Source organism: Pedomonas sp. V897, from assembly GCF_051304405.1.
GTDB lineage: Bacteria > Pseudomonadota > Alphaproteobacteria > Sphingomonadales > Sphingomonadaceae > Pedomonas.
In genome coordinates, this window is the sequence record NZ_JBPPGG010000010.1 from 1 (window position 1) to 18,343 (window position 18,343).

Consider the following 18,343-nt stretch of genomic DNA (forward strand, 5'->3'; position numbering starts at 1 on the left):
TTGACGGTGATGTTGATGACCCGCCCGCCGCCCGTCATGCCCTGCAGCGCCCCATTCGGGATGATCGTCCCCGAGGTGGCCGGCATGAGGAGCTCAGGCCCCCGCTCCCCGACCAGATAGGCACGGCCCGCCGTCACCGGCCCGCCATTGGCGCGAGCCCCGCCGAACAGGCCACCGATCAGGCCGAAGATCCCGCCGCCGCCACCCAGGCGGCTGCCCTTGAGGGCGTCCGCCACAGAGCGCGCCAGCGGCTCAATAACGGTCAGCCGGATCACCATCTTGCCGAGGTCGTCAAGCAGGCCACTCAGCACCGAGCGCAGCCCCTTGCCCGCGAAGATGGCGTCCTCAAAACTGCTGCTCATGTTGGTTGCGAACTGCATGGCTGCCTGGTCCAGCTGACGGTATCGCTCAGCCGTCCGTTCGATTTCCTCCCGGGTCGCACGGACGCTGTCTAGATTGGCCAGTTCCCTCATGTTGACCTTCGGCAGCGCCAGCTTGGCAGCGCTGGAATCCATTATCTTGGGCTCGAGGCGCTTGAGGGCGAGACCATCCAGCCACTCCTGACGGGCTCGGTTGGCCGCAATGTCCCGCTCCATTGCGCTGATCGTGCCACGGGACAACGACTCCTGGAGAATCTTCATGTCCTTGACATACTGCGCCATCGCAGTCCGCTCCTTGAGCAAGGACTGGATGCGGGAATTGGAAGCTTTTTCCCACTCTTTGGCCGCCTTATCCTGCGCCTTGCTGGCCTTCTCCGTGGCTTTGATGGCTTCGAGTTCGGCCTCCTTCTTGATCTCCAGAGCCTTATACTCGCGATCAAACTGCTCCTGCGTGATCAGTTCCTTAGCCCGCTTCTCCGCCAAGGCTTCAACAGCCCGGTCAAACCGCCCAATCGCGGCAGCAGTGGGATCCAGTTCTTCCCTGATGCGCTGGATTGAGCGCGCCACGTCGGCACGGCGGAAGCCTTCCTCAGCAGTTCCAATCTCCTTGTTCAGGTCCGCTATTTTCTTTTCAAGTTTCTGGACCACAAGGCCAGCCTCAGCCGCCGAGGCCGCCATTGAAGGGTCTGCGATGCTGCCGGACGTAGCATCGGCGAGGCGCTTCCTGGCGTCCGCCAGTGTCTTGATGGCTTTAGCGCGCTCCTTTACAGCATCGTCATACTTCTCCCGGGCCTCCTCCTCTTCCAGCCTGATCTTTTTACCGAGTGTCTGGTTGTAGATTCCGGTCGCACGGTCCAGATCTTCGATGGCTTGGCGCAAGGTCTTTGAAGCGTTCGCGTGCTCCTCCGTCGCCGTCTTCCCCTCGGCCAGCTTCATCCAGAGCATGCCGACAGCCGACGTGGCCGCAAGTATCGCCGCGCCCCAAGGTCCAGTCATGAAGGATGCGAAGCGCCCGGCAGCGCCCTTGGCACCGTCGAAAGCCATCGCGACCTGCGGCCCCTGCTGGGCAAGGATCATGAATGGGTTCTGGCCGCCCACCAACTGGGCGCCGACGTCCGAGATCTGATAGCCCAACAGCCGCATACGCTGCTGCGATTGTGCTGATGCGAGGTCATGAGCCCTGAGCGCAGCCGAAGTCTGCTCCAGCCGCAGTTTCAGAGCAGATTCGACCGTCGCGAACTGCTGGGCCGATATCGCACCTTGCTGGAATAGCTGCCGCGCCTCGGCCAATTCCTTGTTGAACCTGCTCTGCGCCGCATACAGTGGATCAACAGACGACAGCAGCCGGTCCGCCGAAGCGGCAAGGCGCTCCTGCTCGGCTGCCGCCGTCTTGCTCGCGACCGACACCGCACTATCGAGGTTGGCCTTGAGCGCCTGAACGGCCCGGGCATGCTGCTCAACTGAAATCGCCCCAGCCTTCAGCAGCCGATCCGCCTCCTCCATCCCCTTACTGAAGCGGCTCTGAGCGGCATAAACGGGGTCGAGTGACGAGAGAAGCCTGTCGGCAGACCGAGCCAGCCTGTTCTGCTCCTGTTCCATCTTACGGGAGGATTTCTCAACCTCGGAAGTCACATCCCTCAGGGGGACGAGGAAGCTGGCGCTCTCCAGCACAATCGACGTGTGCAGACTTGCGACCTGCATGTTCGTCTCCGATGAAAAAGGCGGCTTTCGGGCCGCCTTTGCTTGTCACACCCGCGCAGTTCTATTTCTATTCCAGACAGCAGCCGGACATTTCGTGTCGCGCCGAAGCCATCCGCCGCCTCGTCGATCTCAGCCTTGAGGCCAGCAAGGCGAAGGGCCGGCGTCAGGACTGACGCCTCACCCGTTTCTGAAAATACTGGTAAATCGCCTCCGCCTCGGCCTTTAAGTCGCGCTCGACCGGTGGTTCCCACACCTTCAGAAAGTCGCCTGGCATAAGCACCTTGGCGCCCCCGGCCAGATTGCTGTTGTAGATGAGAGCCGCGAGGAGGCGGAAACAGTCGTCCATCCGCCGCTGCCCGAATGGCTCGACCAGGTCAAGCGCCATAAACTCGGTCAGTTCCTCGCTGGTGAGCAGCCGCCCCAGCTCGCGAGGGGTGCGGCCCATCGCGAGGCAGAGCCGAAGCAACAGCCTGCGCGTGGGCCGCTCGATCAGTTTTTTGCCGCCTCCTCAACGTGCGCGGGCGACAGTTTGGACTGCTCGACGATGGCGTCGTAGATCTTGTCGAGAGCGTCAGCCGATTTTGCCGCCAAGCGATCGATGTCATCCTCGGCGAAGATCGGACGACCTTTATCGTCGACGATACAGGCCGCTGCGTATCGGGCGCGGATATTGACCGGGACTCCGCTCTTCTTGGCGTCAGCATATGCCGCATCAAGAGCATCTCGCGCCTCGGCCGTCAGACCGCGCACGTACACCGAGCCTCCCCACTGGGGGACCTCGACCTTCTTGATCGGCAGATCGTCGATTTTCAGGATATCGTCGCGAGAGAGGATCTTGCTCATCATTCAACCGTAACATCACCAGTGGACGAAATGGTCACGTCAGCCTTCATCTGGGTGCCAGTCGCGGCCTTCGGCTGGAACAGGCTAACCGTCGCCTTGAAGGCGTACGTGATGCCGAATTCACCCGGGAGTACGACCTGAAAGTCGCGCTCAAGTCCGTCCAGATAGGCGTCCTCAAGTTCCTGCTGAGCGTCCACGTACCCGCCGCCGCCAGTCTTCGGCTTCAGATCCAGCTCAAACGACATATCGGTGCCGTCCGGAATATCGAGGATGTGCTCCTTCCGCGCCGAATCGAGCGTCGTAACATCAATCTTTTCGCGCTGGCCCGCCGGCACCGAGATCGACGCAATGCCGGGGATGGGCACATAGGCGCCGTCGATCTTGATCTTCAGCTGCGTGCCCTTGGAATGCACAGCCATAGCCGCCTCCTATGAAAAAAAGCCCGCACGCTGGCGGGCTGGCCCAGGTTTGTGATTTGATTGGGTCAGCTCTGGACCCAGACGTAGAACTCTCGCATTCGGCGATAGACGGGGCTCGGCGCTGCCCCCTCGCCGCCATCCCAATCATCGAAACCGCCGATCAGCTCCACATCGGCAATGGTCACACCGGCAATGGCCCCGGTGAAATCCTCGAGCGCCTCGACCACGGCATCACCAAGCCGCTTGGCCCCAGTTGCCGTGGATGCCCATGCGTCCACCTGCACGCGAGCCTGGCGGAGCCCGCCGACACCATCGAGATCGCGCGCACGGTCGATCTCGGCCATGTCGAGATAGACCAGATACGGCAGCGTTGCCTCATCCGGTGCGCGGGACGGGTAGATCCGGGTGCCGACCATCCCTGCAACGGCCGAATTCCCGGCCAACAGCTGGTAAATCGCGGCGTCCAGCATGTCACTTCTTCGCCTTTGCCCCGCGGATCCGCTTGGCTGCCCGCTCGATCAAGCTGTTCAGCTCGCCAAGCTGAATATCAACCGCCTGTTCCCGATGTTTTTCGAAGGCCGGGCGCATCCACGGCCGCGCCGCCATCTTGCGGGTTCCATATTCGAGGAAACGCCCCCAGAAGGCCTTCCCCACCGTTACCAGATGCACGACGTTGCCCTGTTTGCGGGACTTGTCGCGCCGGATACGAATGTTCTCCTTCAGGTGGCCGTAATCTGCCTTAACGACTGTGCCGTCCTTGCGCTTCCACGACTTGACGGTCGATCCGGGCTGATAAGGCGCAGCTTCAACGTACCGATCCCGCATATGCTGGGCAGCCTTCAGATTGGCGCGGTAGCCCGCCTTGGTCGCCCATTCCTCACCCATCTCCCGAAGGGCCTGCTCCAGCTGCTTTCCGCCGGTAAATGTAACCCGCACCCGAGAAGCCGCCATCACACCCTCCGCGCGTAGATGTCGAGCCAGCGCCGCCGACCGATCTCCTCGACGCGCACGATCTCGTACGGCACACCCTCGCACTCGACTCGCCCTGTCGTGGACACGTCCGGCCGGTAGCGGATCCGGAACCGCAACTCCTCGGCGCCCCGGGTCGCCGCCGCGAACTCCACCTCCCGGCCGGAGAGCTGCCGACGCGAGGCCCACACAGTCGCCACAGGCACCCACTGGACCGTCACATCGCCATTGACCGGATTCTGCGCCTGGTTCTGCCGGAGCAGCCTCAGGCGACGATCCAGCGCCCCGATCAGATCAGCCATAGCCTGTGCGGCTCCACCAGATGACGGAAAGTCAGCGGCAGCTCTGCCGAACCACTCGCCGCGCCCACCGGCGTGCGGGTCTCGTAGAAATGCGCCGCCAGGAACAGGATCGCCTGACGCAGCGTCACCGGCACTGCCTCGGCGTCCTCGTAGCCTGCCTCGGCCGTCACCGTGACCACCGCCCCGGGTGCCAGCTGCGGCCAGCACCCGCTCCGGCGCGCAATGAGAGCCAGCCGCCCGCGCTCGCGCAGCCGGTACTCGCTCGGCTCTATCGTCTGCGTGCTACCGTCCGCCGCCTCATAGCTGATCGACTGGATTGCCCGGATTGGCGCGCACGGGAGCGGCCGCGCCATATCCTCGAAACTGTCGAACTCAAACGCGACCGTTTGCGGCATCAGCAGCTGGCTCGTCATGGTCTGCACATGCTCGACCGCCGCATCGAGGTATCCCGCCAGCAGAGCGTCCTCCTCGTTGCCGTCCAGCCGCAGCTGCGCCCGCACCTCCTCCAGCGTGACCGGCGTTGCCGCGGGCGGCGTGATGATCCTCATGTCAGCACCTCCACCTGGCCGATGCGGATCAGCTGGGAGCGCTCGTCCGTCCGGCCCTGCGCCGTCGTGACCCGGTTGATGACCCGATACCGCCGCCCCCTCAGACCACCGGTCAGCATGCACGCCGTCACCGCGCCGCTGACGGCTTCGGACCCCGGCACCACCTGCAGATCGCCCGCCTGCGGCTCCCCGATCGGCTCCACCCGCCAGGTGCTGACGGTGATGGTGTCGTCCTCCGCCAGCTCCCAGGCGATCGGATAGTCGAGGTCAGCGCCGGCCGGTTTCATGCGGTACATCTTACACCCTCACATCCCTACTGCTCGTGCGGCCCGTGCCGCCGGCGCCCGGCCGCCCCGGAACGCCGGGGCCCGCCCCATCCGGCTGAACGCCGGGATGTAGGGCCGGCCGATGGCAGCTGACGGAGCGGCCACCATGATCGCAGGCAGCGACGCCGCCACCGCTGCGCTGCCGACTGCGGCCGCCTCTGGCGCGGCAAGGGTGATGACCGGCAGTGCGGCCAGGGCCACTGTGCCGGTCCCCGCATGCGCCTCTGGCGGCGAGATGGTGACGGTCGGCAATGCAGCCAGGAGCACCGCGCCGGTCGCTATCTGAGCCGCGGGCGCCGAGATAGCGACAGACGGGAGCGCCGCGGCCACAACCACGGACTGGCCGCCCCCGGCATGAGCACCCGGAGGCTGTACCGTAATCGACGGCAGGCCAGGTGTGGCCACAGCCCCACCGGCCACCGCGGCCGCTGGCGCAATCAGCGCCGCATCAGGCAGAACCGCCTCTACATCTGCACCGCCCGCCGCCACTGCCGCCGGCGGGCTGATCCCCACGGCTGGCAATGCCCCCGGCACCGCCGCCCCAGTGGCCGCGGACGCCGCCAGAGGCGCCGCAGTGATGAACGGGAGCGCAACATCGACCTCGACCGGCTCATCCCCGCCAATCGGCGGGTGATCGCCCAGATCGAGCGTCGCCCCGGCGCCGAGCGCGACCAGCGTGCCGTCCCAGACCTCACCAGCCAGCCCGTTGCGGAAAGAGCGCCGGTAGACCTGATATTCGGGGGCAATGGTCGCCGGGTCGGCCCCGCCCTCCAGTGCCTGCCGCTCTGCGTCAGATAGGCGGTACCCGACCCAGACGGTGCATTCGGCGACCGCGCCAGAGAAAAAGTTCGCGCTGGTGTCGTTGGCCAGCAGCAGCCCCCGGCTCCCTGTCGAGGCCGGTGCAATTCCGGAGGTAGTTGATCCGACAGTGCCGGCAACGCCGCCCACGTGCAGCGAGTGGATTTGCTGCGCGTTGCTACCACCCGTATTGTCCGGCGCCCCGGAGCCCCGGATCACGGCGCAGACCGGCACCCACCCCCCGCCACTGAGCGCGCCGGCGACGTGCGCCATGCCCCGGCCCGCCTGGCTGGCGTTGTTCCCCCATTGCGTGTCGACTCCGGGACCTGCGACACAGCAGATCGACAGGTTGGTCGACCCAGACACATATGACGACCCGTTGAAGATCAGGAAACCTCGCGAGCGGGCCTGATACAGGCCGAAAATCCGGGATGCAATCGCGGGTGTCCCTATGGATTTAATCCAGAGAAAAACACTGAGATCGGCGCTGCCGATCCAGCTGGAGTCCAGGGCCTGGTAGAAGCCGCCGTCGCCCGAGCCACGCAGGGACATGGTCGGACCTGGTTAGCTGCCGGCGATGCGCAGCGGCTCGATGAACGTCACGGTGAACGGGCCGCCAGAAGCAGACTTGTCCTCGCCGAAATCCACGTATGCGACCAGGAGATCATCAGCGGCCGTGCCCAGCACCTGATACAGGATCGCGCCGCGGGCGGTGATCGTGGCCGCCGGCCAGACGACGGATGCCGGCGTGATGGCGATGCGGCCATTGGCGTCGTCCCGGACGAGCGTCATGCTGGCCACCGTCTGGCCGCCCGTGGCGTACCCGTCGCCGGAGACCTCGCCGGTCACGTCGGAACGGTAAGTATGAGCCCGGTTCGGCGAGTAGCTGGCGCCGACCAGAAGCAGCTTGAACTGGTCCTCGGCGAAATCCACTTGTCCGCGCGCCAGCGCCTCAAGAGCGGCGTTGTAGATCAGCGAAGCCATCAGGCAGCCACCTTCTTGCTGGATTTCTTGGCCTTGGGCTCAACGGCAGGCACATCCTTCTGCTCAGAAGCCTGAACACTCTCCTCGGCACCTGCAGCCGCCACGTCACTGTTCCCGCCACCGGACCCGGGCGACTCAATGCCCACCGGAACAGCCTGACCACTGGCAATCAGGGCCTTCGCATCCGCCTCCGAGAACAGTTCCGTCTCTTCCCCCGGTGAGAGAGAGAAATCTGCGCCGCCGATACCAACCAGCATTCGGATTCTCATGGTTCCTCCAGTCGGCGGAGGGAGCCGAAAGGCTCCCTCCCACCGGTTAGGCAGCATTCAGCTTCAGAACCTTGATCGTCTCAGGGTTCTGTACGCCACCGCCCACGCGCTTCGTGGTGTAGAAGTGGACGTAGGGCTTGTTGGAATACGGGTCGCGCAGGACGCGGGTGCCGGTGCGATCGACGATCAGGTAGCCTCGTTTGAAGTCGCCGAAGGCGATCGGCAGGTTGCCCGCGCCGATGTCCGGCATCCCCGGCATTTCCGTCACCGGGTGGCCCAGCAGCATGGACGGCTGGCCCACCTGGAAAGACGGCTGCCACAGGTAGTTGCCGTCCCCGTCCTTCATCTTCCGGATCACACCCAGGGTGGTGTTGTTCATCAGCCAGCGCGCATCTTGACGGAGCACCGACGGCAACATGTGCACCAAATCGACCAGCTCGTCGGACGTGATGGCAGCAGTTGCCGCCGTCGTCTTCACCTTGATGGCGCCGAACGGATGCTTCGAGGCATTGGTCCCGCCCTCAACGTAGGTCAGGAAGCCGAACGGCTTGTTCGAGCCATCTCCGTTGATGAAGGCCAGCCCCTCCCGGTAGGCAAACTCCAGCTGGACCTCGCCCGCCAGCCACGACTCCAGGTCGATCGCCGCATCGTCCAGCATCTGCTGGGTGGCAGCCGGGTTGGCGTACAGCTCGCCAGGAGTGAAGGCCAGTTCTCCGAACTCCGGCGTGTTCGTCTCGGTGCGGCTGGCGGTTTCACCAACCCAGCCCGAGGAGGTGCCGCGAAGGTTGAACACCTTCTTGAACCCCGCCGTCGAAATGGTCTGGACCGTGGCCAGTTCGCGCATCGGCGACACTTCGACCAGCTTGTCGGTGATGGTGCGATCCCACTCCACCGGAGCCAGATAGCCGCCCTCGTCTGCAGCCCCCTTGTTCAGCGAGGCCAGAACTTCACCGCGCTTCATGTGCTGAGCGAAGGCCTGGGAGTACTCGGGGTCCTCCAGCTTCCGGCCCTTGCCGTCGGCGCCGACCATCGCGGCGGCCGACTGCAGTGCCATCTTGTCCACCGCCGCCTGGAGCTCGCCGACCGCTGCATTGATGCGCTCGACCTTCTCATTGACCACGGCGTCGGCCTTGGTCAGACGCTCGTCGTTGGCCTTCTTGAATTCCTCGAAGGCGGCCTGCAGCTGGCCGAGGACCGCCTTCGGGTCCGAAACATCAGCGCGCACGCCACCGATCAGCGCCCGCGGAACGGCGCCGTTCATCAGGTTCGTCATTTAATCCTCCATCAGGACGATTTGAGGGTGTGAATCAGGGCGAGCACCCCGCTCGCCCAGTCAGGATCGCCAGCGTCGTGCTTGGCGTTTTCGGCAGCGTCGCGCTTGCCTTTGATCTGTGAAATCAGGTTCCGGGCTGCACTGCGCGGCATGGAGCGGCACAGCGCCGCCTCGACGGTCCGCACAGCCGGAATAGACGCCTCTGGTGCCAGGCCCTCGATCACCTCGTCAGCGGCCAGCAGGGCATCAGCCAGCCCCTTCTCGATGGCCTGCCCCCCGTTCAGCCAGGTCTCGGCGTCCATCATGGCAACGATCTCGTCGCGACTGCCACCGCTGCGCGCGGCGTAGACGTCCGCCATCGCCGCATCGAACGGCTCGAGATAGTCCGCCACTTCCCGCATGTCGTGACGGTTACCGATGGCCATAACCCAGGCATTGTGGATCATCAGGAAGGCGGCCGCGCCGATCTCGATGCGGTCCCCCGCCATGGCAATCAGGGACGCGGCCGACGCGGCCACTCCCATGATTTTTACCGTCACGTGCGCCGGATGCTCGCGCAGGCGATTGTAGATCGCAATACCCTCGAACACGTCGCCGCCGGGGCTGTTGATGTAGACCGTCACGTCCCGGTTGCCGATCTTGCGCAGAGCCGCATCAATCCGGTTCACGGTGACCCCGCCTCCGGTCCAGAAATCCTCCCCGATCACGTCATAGATCGTGATGGAGGTCTCGCTATCGTCAGCAGTAGCACGGAGGCCTGCATTCCAGCGCGACAGCGCCCCTTCCGTGGTGAATGCGCTCACGCGCTGGTCAGGCGTCAGCCTGATCTTGGCCGGACGTGGCATTCTTCGCTCCCCGAACCGCCTGTTTCAACCCATGGCCATCAGGGTGCGGGCCGAGACCCAACACCTGACGCACCTCGTTCTGTTCCATGAAGGGCGCATGTCCGCCGCTGCCCAGCGCCTTGGCGAAAAACTCGCCCTGGTCCTTCATCGAGCCGCGGAGCAGCTCGCGCTCATCGATCTCGATCTCGTACCGCTCCTTGTCGCGCTCGGAGAGCAGAACGCGCTGGCACGCCTGCTCCCACGCCACCATTCCGGGCGCGAGACCAAAACGGACAAACAGGATAGCCAGCTGCTCGATACCAGAGCCCCAGCTGGTGTCATTCATCATCAGCAGAGGGCGAGGCACGCCAAACGCGCGGGCGACATCCTCGATCTGATGATTGCGCGCCTCGATGGTCTGCGCCTCCTGCGCCGTCATCGAGAAGCGTTCGGCCTTCATCCCCTCCTCGAGGATCATCCACTTTCCGGCGTTCTCGGGGCCGGAATAGCGGGCCTCCATTGCCTCCCGCAGGCGCTTGTGCGCCTCGTCGCTTAGGGTGCCGGGGTGAGACAGCGCTCCGCCTACCATCATGCCGTTGGCGAACATCCGCGCCTGCGCCGATTCAGCGGCACGCGCGATGCGGATGGCCTCGGATGCAAGCCGGGTACGAGCATCCCCAAGCACGCCGTCCACGGACAGATCACGCAGATGGAGCACGTCCCGGCCGGACGCCTTCTCCACAGAGCCATCCGGCTTCGTGATGTGGTAGGTCAGGGACCAGTCGCTGGTCTGCTCAACCGTGACTCGACCGTCATCGAGCGGCTGCAGTGCCAGGATGCGATCTCCTACACCTCGCACCACAAGGGCATAGGCATTCCCGAAACACAAGCGCCTCAGCTCCATCAGGCGCCGAAACTCGAAGGCCGTCTGCCAGTTGTTCGGCTCCAGGGTCAGACGCCTGTTCAGCGGATGGTCAGTCGCCTCGACCCTCGTCGTCCTGTCCACGACCCGCATCGGCAGCATGGCGAGCGAGGCGGACAGAAGGTCCACACACCTGAGCACACACGCGGTCCGCAGAGCATCGCGCGGGGAGACATACCCCGCCGCCCCGCCGCCGAGCACGAGCGCCAGATCGCGCGACGTGATGGCGTTCTGTGCCGTAGAGCGCCGGCCTCCGAACAGGCGTGCCAGAAACTTCATACCGCCATCCTCACAGCATCAGGAGGCCGCGCTTCTCGTATACGGACGCCGCCTCTTTAGCCGCCTGCTTTGCCGCGCCCATCGCCATCACCAGCGCCACCATGCCGTCGATGCGGCCGGTCGACTTCGCCTTGTCCAGCTTGCGGTTACCGGCCGGGTCTCTCACCACCACAGCGTTTGCCGCGCACATGGTCAGGACCGGGTGGCCACTGTGGCGAACCCGCTCGTGCAGAAACTCAACCTCGGTGGCGTCCACGGCCGGGGACATGCTGACATACCCCTGCCCCCAGTCGATCAGCGGCAAGATAACCCCAGCCCTTTCGAAGTGCGGCTTCAGCAGGCCCATGCGGTACCGGTCAAAGGCGAGCCCACGCACCTTCAGGCCGGCGCAGATTTGCATGATGTCTGCCGCCAGATGTTCGTAGTCGATCGCCCTCCCCGGCGTCGTTCTCAGCCAACCATCCCGGGCCCATGCATCGTAGGGCACCCGATCTCGCCGCGCCCGGTCGCGCAACGTTTCCGATGGCATCCAGAAAAACGGCCGCACGTGCCAGATACCGTCCCGCTGAGCGATAAGGGTCAGCGCCGAGAGGTCGGTTGTTTCGGACAGGTCGAGAGCGCCCCACACATCCCCCTCGAACGCTGCGTCCTCCACCGGTCCGCTGCACGCCTTCCAGACACCAGGAGCAAGGAACGGCGAGAACCGCATTACCCGCTGGTTCAGGTAGAGGTTCCGAAAGCTGTTCTCGATCGACGGCATGCGGGATGCCTCCAGGGCCTTGTTCCTGATCTCCACCTCCGACCGGAACTTGCCCAGCGCCGGGTTGGCCGCCCGCCACGCCTCCGGGTCCAGCAGATCGCAGTCCTTCGGCGCCTCATACACATGGCAGACCACCGTCGGGTCGTCTGAACGCCTGGCGTCGTCGATGCGGATCGAGAGCAAATCGGCATCCGTTGCCGCCTGCGTCGAGATCACCAGCTCCAGCGCATCGTCGTATGCCCCCTGCGCTGTCTCGATGGCCTCGATGAAGGGGTCGAAGTTTCCCTTCACCTGCCCCATCTCGTCGATGATCGCGAGCACAGGGGAGAGGCCGTGAGCAGTTCCGGCCTCGGCTGCCAGCGCCCGATATTCGACATTCATGGCGAGGCCGATCAGCGTCTTGCCTGACGGGATCACCCTCACCAGTCGCGACAATTCGGGCGACAGCTCCACCATTTTGCGCGCCAGATTGAACACCAGCGCCGCCTGTTCCCGACTTCTCGCCCCAGACACGATCTGGCTGTTCAGCCGCGCCTCCGGTCCCACCAGGTGGGCCAACAGGATCCCCGCGATCAGGCCGGATTTGCCGTTCTTTCGCGCGATCGAGAGGATACCCAGGCGCGTACCAGCCGGGTTGTCGTAGACCTCCTTGATGAACTTCTTCTGGAACGCCTCCAGCCGCATCGGCTGGCCGACCAGCTTGCCCTCAGGAACACGGCAATAGCGCTCGATGAACGCGATCACCTTTTCCCCGCGCGACAACGTCTTTGACTTGCGGGCCATCAGTTAAAAGCACTCGGCCTCGCCAGCAGATCATCTTCCAGCGGATTGCTGTTCGCGATCTCCCGAGTAGCCCTCCTCCGTTTGACTACGTCCCGCGCCTCGCCCTGCACGCCGCGGGCGTGCTGCTGGAGAGTACGTAGATAGGCCATCTCAAGCCGCTGCAGATCAATCAGTCGGCTCAGAATCGCGGCCACCTTGACGCCATCCGGTATCGGCTTCGATCCATCGATGTACCCACGGGCCTCCGCGATCTGCCACTGCGTCCAGGCGAGGCTGGCCGCTGTCGACAGCAGCGCCGGGGCCTCCTCCCATTCCTCGCGCGCGCGCCCGCGCGCGATAGCACGCCAAAACGGCATAGCCGCCTCAGGCAGCGGGTTGTGCTCCGGCGGCAGAACCTCGCCCTTGGCCTCGCTCGCCATGACCTTCACCGCCGCCGTGGCGCTGTCGATGCGCTGACGACGTTTCATGACCAAAAATTCCTGTGTTAGCGTTCAAATTCGGTTGGGGGGCGGTGTCCGGGCAGATCGCCCCAAACTTTCGACACCCCCCATCCAGAATGGTTAACGAGAGATATCAGCCGCGCACCTCGGGCACACGAGCCGCCCTCCGCGGCGCGCCCAGCCCTTGCGGACGATCGCTGCCTCAGCCTCTTCGACCGAAACTCGGCGGCGAGCACGAGGCTCGTATGTCACCACAGATGTGCAGCCCGACATGGAGCACTCGGCGTATGCGCCGATGCCCACATCGCCTATCAGCAGGCCCATCCCAGCCTCCGCCAGACGCTGCCCGTATCCGCTCATTCTTGCCACCTGTTCCACGGGTGATCGCCAATCGGCCAGCCATCCACATCGCACCCGATGCGGCGGCGGTGCCCGAACTGCTCCGCCGTCACATCGACGTGGCACGGCTCGCACACCACCCGCGTGTTGCTGTCCTCGTCCGTGCCGCCCAGGGCCAATGGAACGATGTGGTCAACCACCAGCAGCGGCAGCGCGTCCGTTGCCTGCCGCCTCTCCCACGTCCCGATGCGCTCGCAGCGAGCACACGTCACGCCGTGAGCCTTGAGCCGCCGCAGCCGCTGTTCCTGCCCCTTCCTGCCCCTCAGTCGCTCACCGGATCGCTGGTAGCTGGAACAGCGAAGGCGCTGACTCATGCTGCATCCTCAGGCTGAAGTTCGGCGCTCAGGCAATGATTTTTTAACCTTTACCGTCGAGCTATGAGCGCCCGCTAGGCCCAGAGAGAGATCATGCATAAAGCACTTGCCCTAACCTTAGCCGTCGCTGTCGCTGTAACCCCGGCGATTGCAAGCGCATCGAATACACTGGATGGCAACCACTTGCTCAAAATGTGCACCTCACGCATCGACACCGGCTCCTCTGGCATGAAGGAAGCTTTCGATTACGGCGTTTGCATGGGCTTTATCGCTGGCTCACTGGATTACGTGCAGCTGATTAATGAGGCAGCGAAGAAAAATATTACATGCGTTCCCGACGGTGTTACTGCCGGCCAGGCCAAAGACATTGTCGTCAAGTACCTTCAGAACAATCCAGAGAAGCGCCACGAGCCGCAGCCCTTGGTGACGATCTTTGCCTTTCAGGACGCTTTCCCCTGTAGCCAGTAACTCCTAAAGATTGAGCACTTTTCGTTAGGGGCGGCGTTCGCGCACTTTCCGGTTTTGCCCGACATGCACCGCCGTCGCCGCAGTGCGCGCTGCCCGCGCCCGGGTTGCCCCGAGAGGGAGCGCGCGCCTCGCGGCCGCCGCCGGTGTCGGCCGTCGGGATAGCGCGGGTGAGATACGAGGATGCGACAACGCCCCGGCGGTGAGGCCGAGGCGCACGAAATGGATTGTGCCTATGTATAGCGGTTTACGGTGTACCGCGCAAGCTCTTACCGCTCGGCCTCCACCCGGTCAGCAAAGCTTCTATGGCGACCGAGGCTGGCCCTGACACGCGCGTCTCGCCAGCCTCCCAGCGCCGCACCAAGCGCTTCCCGTCGCCGCCGAGGCGCAGGATATCGGCAAACTGGGATTGCGTGAGGCCCAGTCTCTGCCGGGCCTCTCTGACCTGCTCAGGAGTCATGTACATCATACGCCTCACCCTACGCTCGGCCGGGCTGATAGCTCACTATCTGACCCGCGGCGTCCTCAAGACGGACCTCCGCAATCAGATCCTCCGCGACAGGGTCCGGCTCGCCACCAGATAGGCGGTGAGCGGAATACCACGCGACGATCAGTGATGTGACAAGGTCCTCTGTGGCACTGTCAGTAGACAGGCCGCTTGCCTCCATAATGCTCTCTATGACCGAGAGATCGTATCTGACCATGCCGTCCGCGCACCGCGACAAACGGAGGTCTGAAAATTTCATTCCGACCGGTATGCCAATCCGCACCATATCGCGCGCCTCCTAAAACCAAGGGCGGCCGTTAGGCCGCCCGCTCAAACCGATACGGCACGTTGCGCTGGGGGTCGTACAGCTCGCCAGCAACAGCCCCCGCAGGCTGGATGGGGCCAGCCCAATCCGTGGTGTCGCCGTCGAACCAGTCAAACTCTCGCAGATCAATTTCGTCGTCCTGCCCGTAGATCGCCAGCTCCGGCTCAAGACCAAGCTCGGCCGCCGCGGCCAGGCGGTGAGAGCCCTCGAGAGCCTGGTAGTAATCACCGCAGTCAACAACACGGATTACCGGGGCACCCAACGCCTTCATCTGCGCCTTGACCTCTTCGAGATGTTCGGCGTCGCATCCGTGAATTGCGTAAATCCATTTGGTGGCCATATCCATTCTCCCTTGGCAGGTGGGGCACTGCCCCGTTGCTGATGAACCTTATATAGAGGGCAACTTGCCCTCTCGTCAATAGAAAAATGCACTACTCCAAAAATATTTTTAGAGCCGCCTATCACTCGCGATGATGTCCGCCACAAATCGCACCACCGTCATCGCCGCTGCCTCGGCACTCTTGCTGCGATACCCCAGATCCGCCCCTGCTTCACCCGTCCTGCGCCCGAAAACGACGACGTCCGTAAACACGCCTAGGTACCGCGCCGGGATCTTCTTCGCCCACTCGCGCAGCTCGCTGATCGCCTCACATTGCGCCATCGTGTTGCCCGGGCCGAACATGCCGCTCCTGCCACCAGTGCGGCCCTCGTATGAAGCCGTCACCCGCTGCAGCAGGCCAGCAGCCTGATACAGCTCGGCGTAATACTCGCACGCCCTGTGCTGCTGCTCGGTGATGATGCCGCGCGCCAGCCACTCATCGATGGGCGTCCCGGCAAAATCCCGATGCACCTTCGCCCGCCGATCCTGGTGGCTCTCCAGCTCGACGTCGACCAGCCGAAACGCCCCCTTCGCAGCCCGCTCCGGCGTCGGGCCGAGGATTTCCGGTGCGCGCGCCCGCTTCTTTGCCGCTTTGGCCATAGTCTACCCCGCAAAAATTTCGGACATTTTTGTCCGTTTCCTCTTGACAATCGGACTTTTTTGTCCGATATTGCCCACATGAACGGCGACGAACTCCTTCGCAGGCTCCGGCAAGCCGCCAACCGAAAGGGCCAGACCTTCCAGACGAAGCCCGGCAAGGGCGACCATGTGAAGGTCTACATCGGCTCCCGGATGGCCCCGATCCCCGGCCGCAAGGAGGAGATCAAAACCGGGACCCTGCTCAGCATCCTGCGGATGCTCGGGCTCACGAAACAGGATCTGGAGTAGGAGTAAGAGACGATGAGACTGGCCTACGGCGTCCGTATCCGCCCCGCATCCGAATGGGCAGAAGGCGAAACCGGGTTTGTTGCCACCATCCGCGACTTCGATCGCGCCGCCACCCAGGGAGAGACCATCGAGGAAGTGACGGCACGTGCCGCCGATCTGCTCTACACGCTGGTCGAGGACGCCATTGAGCGCGGCCTGGATCTGCCCGCACCCTCGCCCCTTGAGGAAGGCGAGACCCTCGTCGATGTCCCTTTCGACATCGCCGCCATCGCGTCCATCTACCTGGCCATGCGGGCGCAGCGCATCAGCAAGGTCGAGCTGGCACGTCGCATGGGCAAGGACGAAAAAGAGGTGCGGCGCCTGCTCGACCCCAGTCACGGTACGAGAATCAGCACCGTTCGCGCGGCTCTCGAAGCACTGGGGCAAAAGGTATCGATCGAGCTCGCGCCAGCGTAAACCGTATTCGATCATCATTTGGGAAGCCTCCGCTCAAGCACCGGTTGCGGCTGCCTCGGTCCGAATACCCGCTCCGCCAGCAGCTCCAGCTGTTTCTGATCCGCCCAGCTCTGCAGCCATGCCGGGTTGATGCAGACCACCCCATGCTCGCGCCACGCCCTGGCGCATGCCCGCCGGGCGTCGCCCTCCTGAGGCTCCCGCGCCAGATGCGCAAACCGCCGCAACGTGCTCATCGCGCCGACCGCTCCACCATCCGCGGCCGCTGGCGCCCGTACCTGACCCAGTGCGCCGAGGTGATGCCGTGCTCGCCCAGAGCCCGCTCGATCTCGCGGACGAGCCCGGGCGTCAGGGATCCCACGCCGCCGATGATCTCCGCCGTGTCGCCCCGGATGATCGCGGTTGCAGTAAACTCGTAGCCGGGGCCGCCTGCCGCAGCGACGGCACGCCCCTGATAGTCGCGCCCGGCGCGGATGATCGCCACGACGACCTCCACATCAGCCGGCATCGGGCAGCCTCCCATACTCGTACACGCCGCTCGACCGCCGGATCACCTGCCAGACCTCGGGCTCAACACCTTCCGCCGTCACCGTGAGCACCACCGGGTCGGGCGGCTGGCGCGTGACCACCCACTGGTGTACCGCCACCTCGTCGCTGACTGCCTCCACCGTCTCGGTCACGCCGCCCGCCGTGATCGACCACACCCGGATGGCACCCTCACCGTCCTGCTGCTCGGTCATGCGTCCTTTCCCCTCTCCAGCTTCGCCGCCGCCTCCTCGATGGCGGCCTCGATCGTGGCCCCGGCGCCAGTGACCCGCGTGACCGGCCCGGCATTACCGCCTGCTGTGAGCGCCAGCTCCACCCAGTGCCGCGCCTCGAACAGTTGGCTACCGAGCGGCCCGAGGCGGCGGCGGGCGGCGTCAATCAGAGCCTCACCCATCATTTGCCCCTCAGCCCATCAGCCCGCGCGCCTGAGCCCACTCGTGGGCGGCCTTGAGGGCGCGGTAATTCCACCACTCTTCGTCGCTCCAGCCCGGCTGCTTCGGGTGCTCGGCGACCCACCGCAGCGCGTAGGCGCGGATGGCGAACGGACGCTCGGCAGCGTACAGATCGGCGATGCACTCTCGGATCTCGGCGAGCGTCGGGAACCACTTGAGCGTTCGCCGGAGCTTGATCGCTGCGGCCCGCACCAGGCGCACAGGCGTGCCGTCCAGGTCCTCCGCATAGACCACCAGGCGCGCCGCCAGCTCGTCGGCGTCGTCCCGGCCGGCCACCACGATCGAAAGCCCGCTCAGGGCCCCGGTAATCTCCTCGGCCTCGGCCGGCGCCAGCGCGGCCTCCCACGCCTCCACCAGCTCGTGCGCAGCTTCACGCACCGCCGGTGTCAGCTCGTGCGCGGCGAGCGGCTTGCCGGTCTCGTAGGATGGCAATCGCGCGATCACGGGCCGCGGCTGCGGTTTCCAGTCGGCTGGGTTTTTGATCGGGACGAGAGCCGGCATCCGGGCCTCGGCCACAAGCTGCAGCTGACGCGGTGCGCTTTGCGTGTGCATGACGAACCTCTCGGTCGAAATACCTCAGGGAGTGGATGGCCTCGCCCGACGTGCCGGTGAGGCGCTTGATGGTCGGGATGATGTCGAGACCCGGGTCGCACCCGGCCTGGAGCCATCCGCTCACGGTGTCGACGTTCCGGGTGATGGCCGCCGGGGAGACGTTCGCGATCCCGGCGATGCGTGCGCAGTGGTCGGCGAGCTCGACCGCGCTGGCCGGGATCACTTCGCCCTCGACCGGCTCGTCCTCGCGCGCGCCATCATCC

29 protein-coding genes are annotated in these 18,343 nt (G+C 64.7%); 4 read left to right on the plus strand and 25 right to left on the minus strand.

Annotated elements, in window-relative coordinates; translation table 11 throughout:
- Nucleotides 1-2,081, minus strand: a 2,081-nt coding sequence (locus tag ACSJJU_RS14520; protein ID WP_435916304.1) for a phage tail length tape measure family protein, incomplete at its 3' end; no start/stop codon positions are given.
- Nucleotides 2,082-2,092: 11 nt separating this feature from the next.
- On the opposite strand from ACSJJU_RS14520, the gene ACSJJU_RS14525 reads away from it, so the two are divergent.
- The gene (locus ACSJJU_RS14525) at nt 2,093-2,254 is read left to right on the plus strand and encodes a hypothetical protein (protein WP_435916299.1); all 162 of its coding nucleotides are present in this window, start codon (nt 2,093-2,095) and stop codon (nt 2,252-2,254) included.
- Here ACSJJU_RS14525 and ACSJJU_RS14530 read toward each other — a convergent pair.
- From ACSJJU_RS14530 to ACSJJU_RS14610, 17 genes are all read right to left on the minus strand, one after another.
- Nucleotides 2,245-2,526 carry a phage tail assembly protein T gene (locus tag ACSJJU_RS14530; protein WP_435916298.1) on the minus strand — a complete coding sequence of 94 codons (282 nt, stop codon included), beginning with the start codon at nt 2,524-2,526 and terminating at the stop codon, nt 2,245-2,247. The genes ACSJJU_RS14525 and ACSJJU_RS14530 overlap by 10 nt on opposite strands.
- Nucleotides 2,527-2,570: 44 nt before the next feature.
- Complete coding sequence (locus ACSJJU_RS14535; protein ID WP_435916297.1) at nt 2,571-2,927, minus strand: hypothetical protein; 357 nt, start codon at nt 2,925-2,927, stop codon at nt 2,571-2,573.
- Nucleotides 2,924-3,343 carry a hypothetical protein gene (locus ACSJJU_RS14540; protein WP_435916296.1) on the minus strand — a complete coding sequence of 140 codons (420 nt, stop codon included), beginning with the start codon at nt 3,341-3,343 and terminating at the stop codon, nt 2,924-2,926. Before ACSJJU_RS14540 ends, ACSJJU_RS14535 begins: the two co-directional genes overlap by 4 nt.
- A 65-nt stretch (nt 3,344-3,408) precedes the next feature.
- The gene (locus tag ACSJJU_RS14545; RefSeq protein ID WP_435916295.1) at nt 3,409-3,813 is read right to left on the minus strand and encodes a DUF3168 domain-containing protein; all 405 of its coding nucleotides are present in this window, start codon (nt 3,811-3,813) and stop codon (nt 3,409-3,411) included.
- A gap of 1 nt (nt 3,814) precedes the next feature.
- Nucleotides 3,815-4,294 (minus strand): HK97-gp10 family putative phage morphogenesis protein, encoded by a 480-nt coding sequence (locus ACSJJU_RS14550; protein ID WP_435916294.1) that lies wholly within the window; start codon nt 4,292-4,294, stop codon nt 3,815-3,817.
- On the minus strand, nt 4,294-4,614 hold the full coding sequence (locus tag ACSJJU_RS14555; RefSeq protein WP_435916293.1) for a phage head closure protein: 321 nt from the start codon (nt 4,612-4,614) through the stop codon (nt 4,294-4,296). Before ACSJJU_RS14555 ends, ACSJJU_RS14550 begins: the two co-directional genes overlap by 1 nt.
- Nucleotides 4,602-5,162, minus strand: coding sequence for a head-tail connector protein (locus ACSJJU_RS14560; RefSeq protein ID WP_435916292.1), 561 nt, complete (start codon nt 5,160-5,162; stop codon nt 4,602-4,604). The genes ACSJJU_RS14555 and ACSJJU_RS14560 overlap by 13 nt, the downstream gene beginning before the upstream one ends.
- On the minus strand, nt 5,159-5,449 hold the full coding sequence (locus ACSJJU_RS14565; RefSeq protein WP_435916291.1) for a phage fiber-tail adaptor protein: 291 nt from the start codon (nt 5,447-5,449) through the stop codon (nt 5,159-5,161). Before ACSJJU_RS14565 ends, ACSJJU_RS14560 begins: the two co-directional genes overlap by 4 nt.
- Before the next feature lie 18 nt (nt 5,450-5,467).
- The gene (locus ACSJJU_RS14570) at nt 5,468-6,838 is read right to left on the minus strand and encodes a hypothetical protein (RefSeq protein WP_435916305.1); all 1,371 of its coding nucleotides are present in this window, start codon (nt 6,836-6,838) and stop codon (nt 5,468-5,470) included.
- Nucleotides 6,839-6,850: 12 nt separating this feature from the next.
- Nucleotides 6,851-7,270, minus strand: a complete 420-nt coding sequence (locus ACSJJU_RS14575) for a hypothetical protein (RefSeq protein ID WP_435916306.1) — start codon at nt 7,268-7,270, stop codon at nt 6,851-6,853.
- On the minus strand, nt 7,270-7,527 hold the full coding sequence (locus ACSJJU_RS14580) for a hypothetical protein (RefSeq protein ID WP_435916307.1): 258 nt from the start codon (nt 7,525-7,527) through the stop codon (nt 7,270-7,272). Before ACSJJU_RS14580 ends, ACSJJU_RS14575 begins: the two co-directional genes overlap by 1 nt.
- Before the next feature lie 58 nt (nt 7,528-7,585).
- The gene (locus tag ACSJJU_RS14585; RefSeq protein WP_435916308.1) at nt 7,586-8,764 is read right to left on the minus strand and encodes a phage major capsid protein; all 1,179 of its coding nucleotides are present in this window, start codon (nt 8,762-8,764) and stop codon (nt 7,586-7,588) included.
- Between the two features lie 59 nt (nt 8,765-8,823).
- The gene (locus tag ACSJJU_RS14590) at nt 8,824-9,657 is read right to left on the minus strand and encodes a head maturation protease, ClpP-related (RefSeq protein WP_435916309.1); all 834 of its coding nucleotides are present in this window, start codon (nt 9,655-9,657) and stop codon (nt 8,824-8,826) included.
- On the minus strand, nt 9,623-10,837 hold the full coding sequence (locus ACSJJU_RS14595; protein ID WP_435916310.1) for a phage portal protein: 1,215 nt from the start codon (nt 10,835-10,837) through the stop codon (nt 9,623-9,625). Before ACSJJU_RS14595 ends, ACSJJU_RS14590 begins: the two co-directional genes overlap by 35 nt.
- 10 nt (nt 10,838-10,847) lie before the next feature.
- Nucleotides 10,848-12,380: a terminase large subunit gene (locus ACSJJU_RS14600; protein WP_435916311.1), complete on the minus strand. Its 1,533-nt coding sequence runs from the start codon at nt 12,378-12,380 to the stop codon at nt 10,848-10,850.
- Nucleotides 12,380-12,847, minus strand: a complete 468-nt coding sequence (locus ACSJJU_RS14605) for a hypothetical protein (protein ID WP_435916312.1) — start codon at nt 12,845-12,847, stop codon at nt 12,380-12,382. The genes ACSJJU_RS14600 and ACSJJU_RS14605 overlap by 1 nt, the downstream gene beginning before the upstream one ends.
- A gap of 329 nt (nt 12,848-13,176) precedes the next feature.
- Nucleotides 13,177-13,533 carry an HNH endonuclease gene (locus ACSJJU_RS14610; protein WP_435916313.1) on the minus strand — a complete coding sequence of 119 codons (357 nt, stop codon included), beginning with the start codon at nt 13,531-13,533 and terminating at the stop codon, nt 13,177-13,179.
- A gap of 93 nt (nt 13,534-13,626) precedes the next feature.
- Between ACSJJU_RS14610 and ACSJJU_RS14615 the strand changes: the two genes are divergently transcribed.
- A complete protein-coding gene (locus ACSJJU_RS14615) occupies nt 13,627-14,001 on the plus strand; it encodes a Rap1a/Tai family immunity protein (protein WP_435916314.1) in 375 nt (124 codons plus the stop codon).
- An 801-nt stretch (nt 14,002-14,802) separates the two neighbouring features.
- Here ACSJJU_RS14615 and ACSJJU_RS14620 read toward each other — a convergent pair.
- A complete protein-coding gene (locus ACSJJU_RS14620; protein WP_435916315.1) occupies nt 14,803-15,150 on the minus strand; it encodes a ParB N-terminal domain-containing protein in 348 nt (115 codons plus the stop codon).
- A 108-nt stretch (nt 15,151-15,258) separates the two neighbouring features.
- Nucleotides 15,259-15,789 (minus strand): hypothetical protein, encoded by a 531-nt coding sequence (locus ACSJJU_RS14625; RefSeq protein ID WP_435916316.1) that lies wholly within the window; start codon nt 15,787-15,789, stop codon nt 15,259-15,261.
- 60 nt (nt 15,790-15,849) lie between these two features.
- Here ACSJJU_RS14625 and ACSJJU_RS14630 point away from each other — a divergent pair, with 60 nt between their 5' ends.
- Both ACSJJU_RS14630 and ACSJJU_RS14635 read left to right on the plus strand, forming a co-directional pair.
- On the plus strand, nt 15,850-16,077 hold the full coding sequence (locus ACSJJU_RS14630) for a type II toxin-antitoxin system HicA family toxin (protein ID WP_435916317.1): 228 nt from the start codon (nt 15,850-15,852) through the stop codon (nt 16,075-16,077).
- Nucleotides 16,078-16,089: 12 nt separating this feature from the next.
- The gene (locus tag ACSJJU_RS14635) at nt 16,090-16,533 is read left to right on the plus strand and encodes a type II toxin-antitoxin system HicB family antitoxin (protein ID WP_435916318.1); all 444 of its coding nucleotides are present in this window, start codon (nt 16,090-16,092) and stop codon (nt 16,531-16,533) included.
- Between the two features lie 229 nt (nt 16,534-16,762).
- Here the strand turns inward: ACSJJU_RS14635 and ACSJJU_RS14640 are convergent, their stop codons facing one another.
- The 5 genes from ACSJJU_RS14640 to ACSJJU_RS14660 all read right to left on the minus strand — a co-directional run.
- Nucleotides 16,763-17,053 (minus strand): hypothetical protein, encoded by a 291-nt coding sequence (locus ACSJJU_RS14640; RefSeq protein WP_435916319.1) that lies wholly within the window; start codon nt 17,051-17,053, stop codon nt 16,763-16,765.
- Nucleotides 17,028-17,270, minus strand: a complete 243-nt coding sequence (locus ACSJJU_RS14645; protein WP_435916320.1) for a hypothetical protein — start codon at nt 17,268-17,270, stop codon at nt 17,028-17,030. The genes ACSJJU_RS14640 and ACSJJU_RS14645 overlap by 26 nt, the downstream gene beginning before the upstream one ends.
- Nucleotides 17,267-17,470, minus strand: a complete 204-nt coding sequence (locus ACSJJU_RS14650; protein WP_435916321.1) for a hypothetical protein — start codon at nt 17,468-17,470, stop codon at nt 17,267-17,269. Before ACSJJU_RS14650 ends, ACSJJU_RS14645 begins: the two co-directional genes overlap by 4 nt.
- 10 nt (nt 17,471-17,480) lie before the next feature.
- Nucleotides 17,481-17,906, minus strand: coding sequence for a hypothetical protein (locus tag ACSJJU_RS14655; protein ID WP_435916322.1), 426 nt, complete (start codon nt 17,904-17,906; stop codon nt 17,481-17,483).
- On the minus strand, nt 17,899-18,343 hold a 445-nt coding region (locus ACSJJU_RS14660; protein WP_435916323.1), incomplete at its 5' end, for a hypothetical protein. The genes ACSJJU_RS14660 and ACSJJU_RS14655, both read right to left, overlap by 8 nt.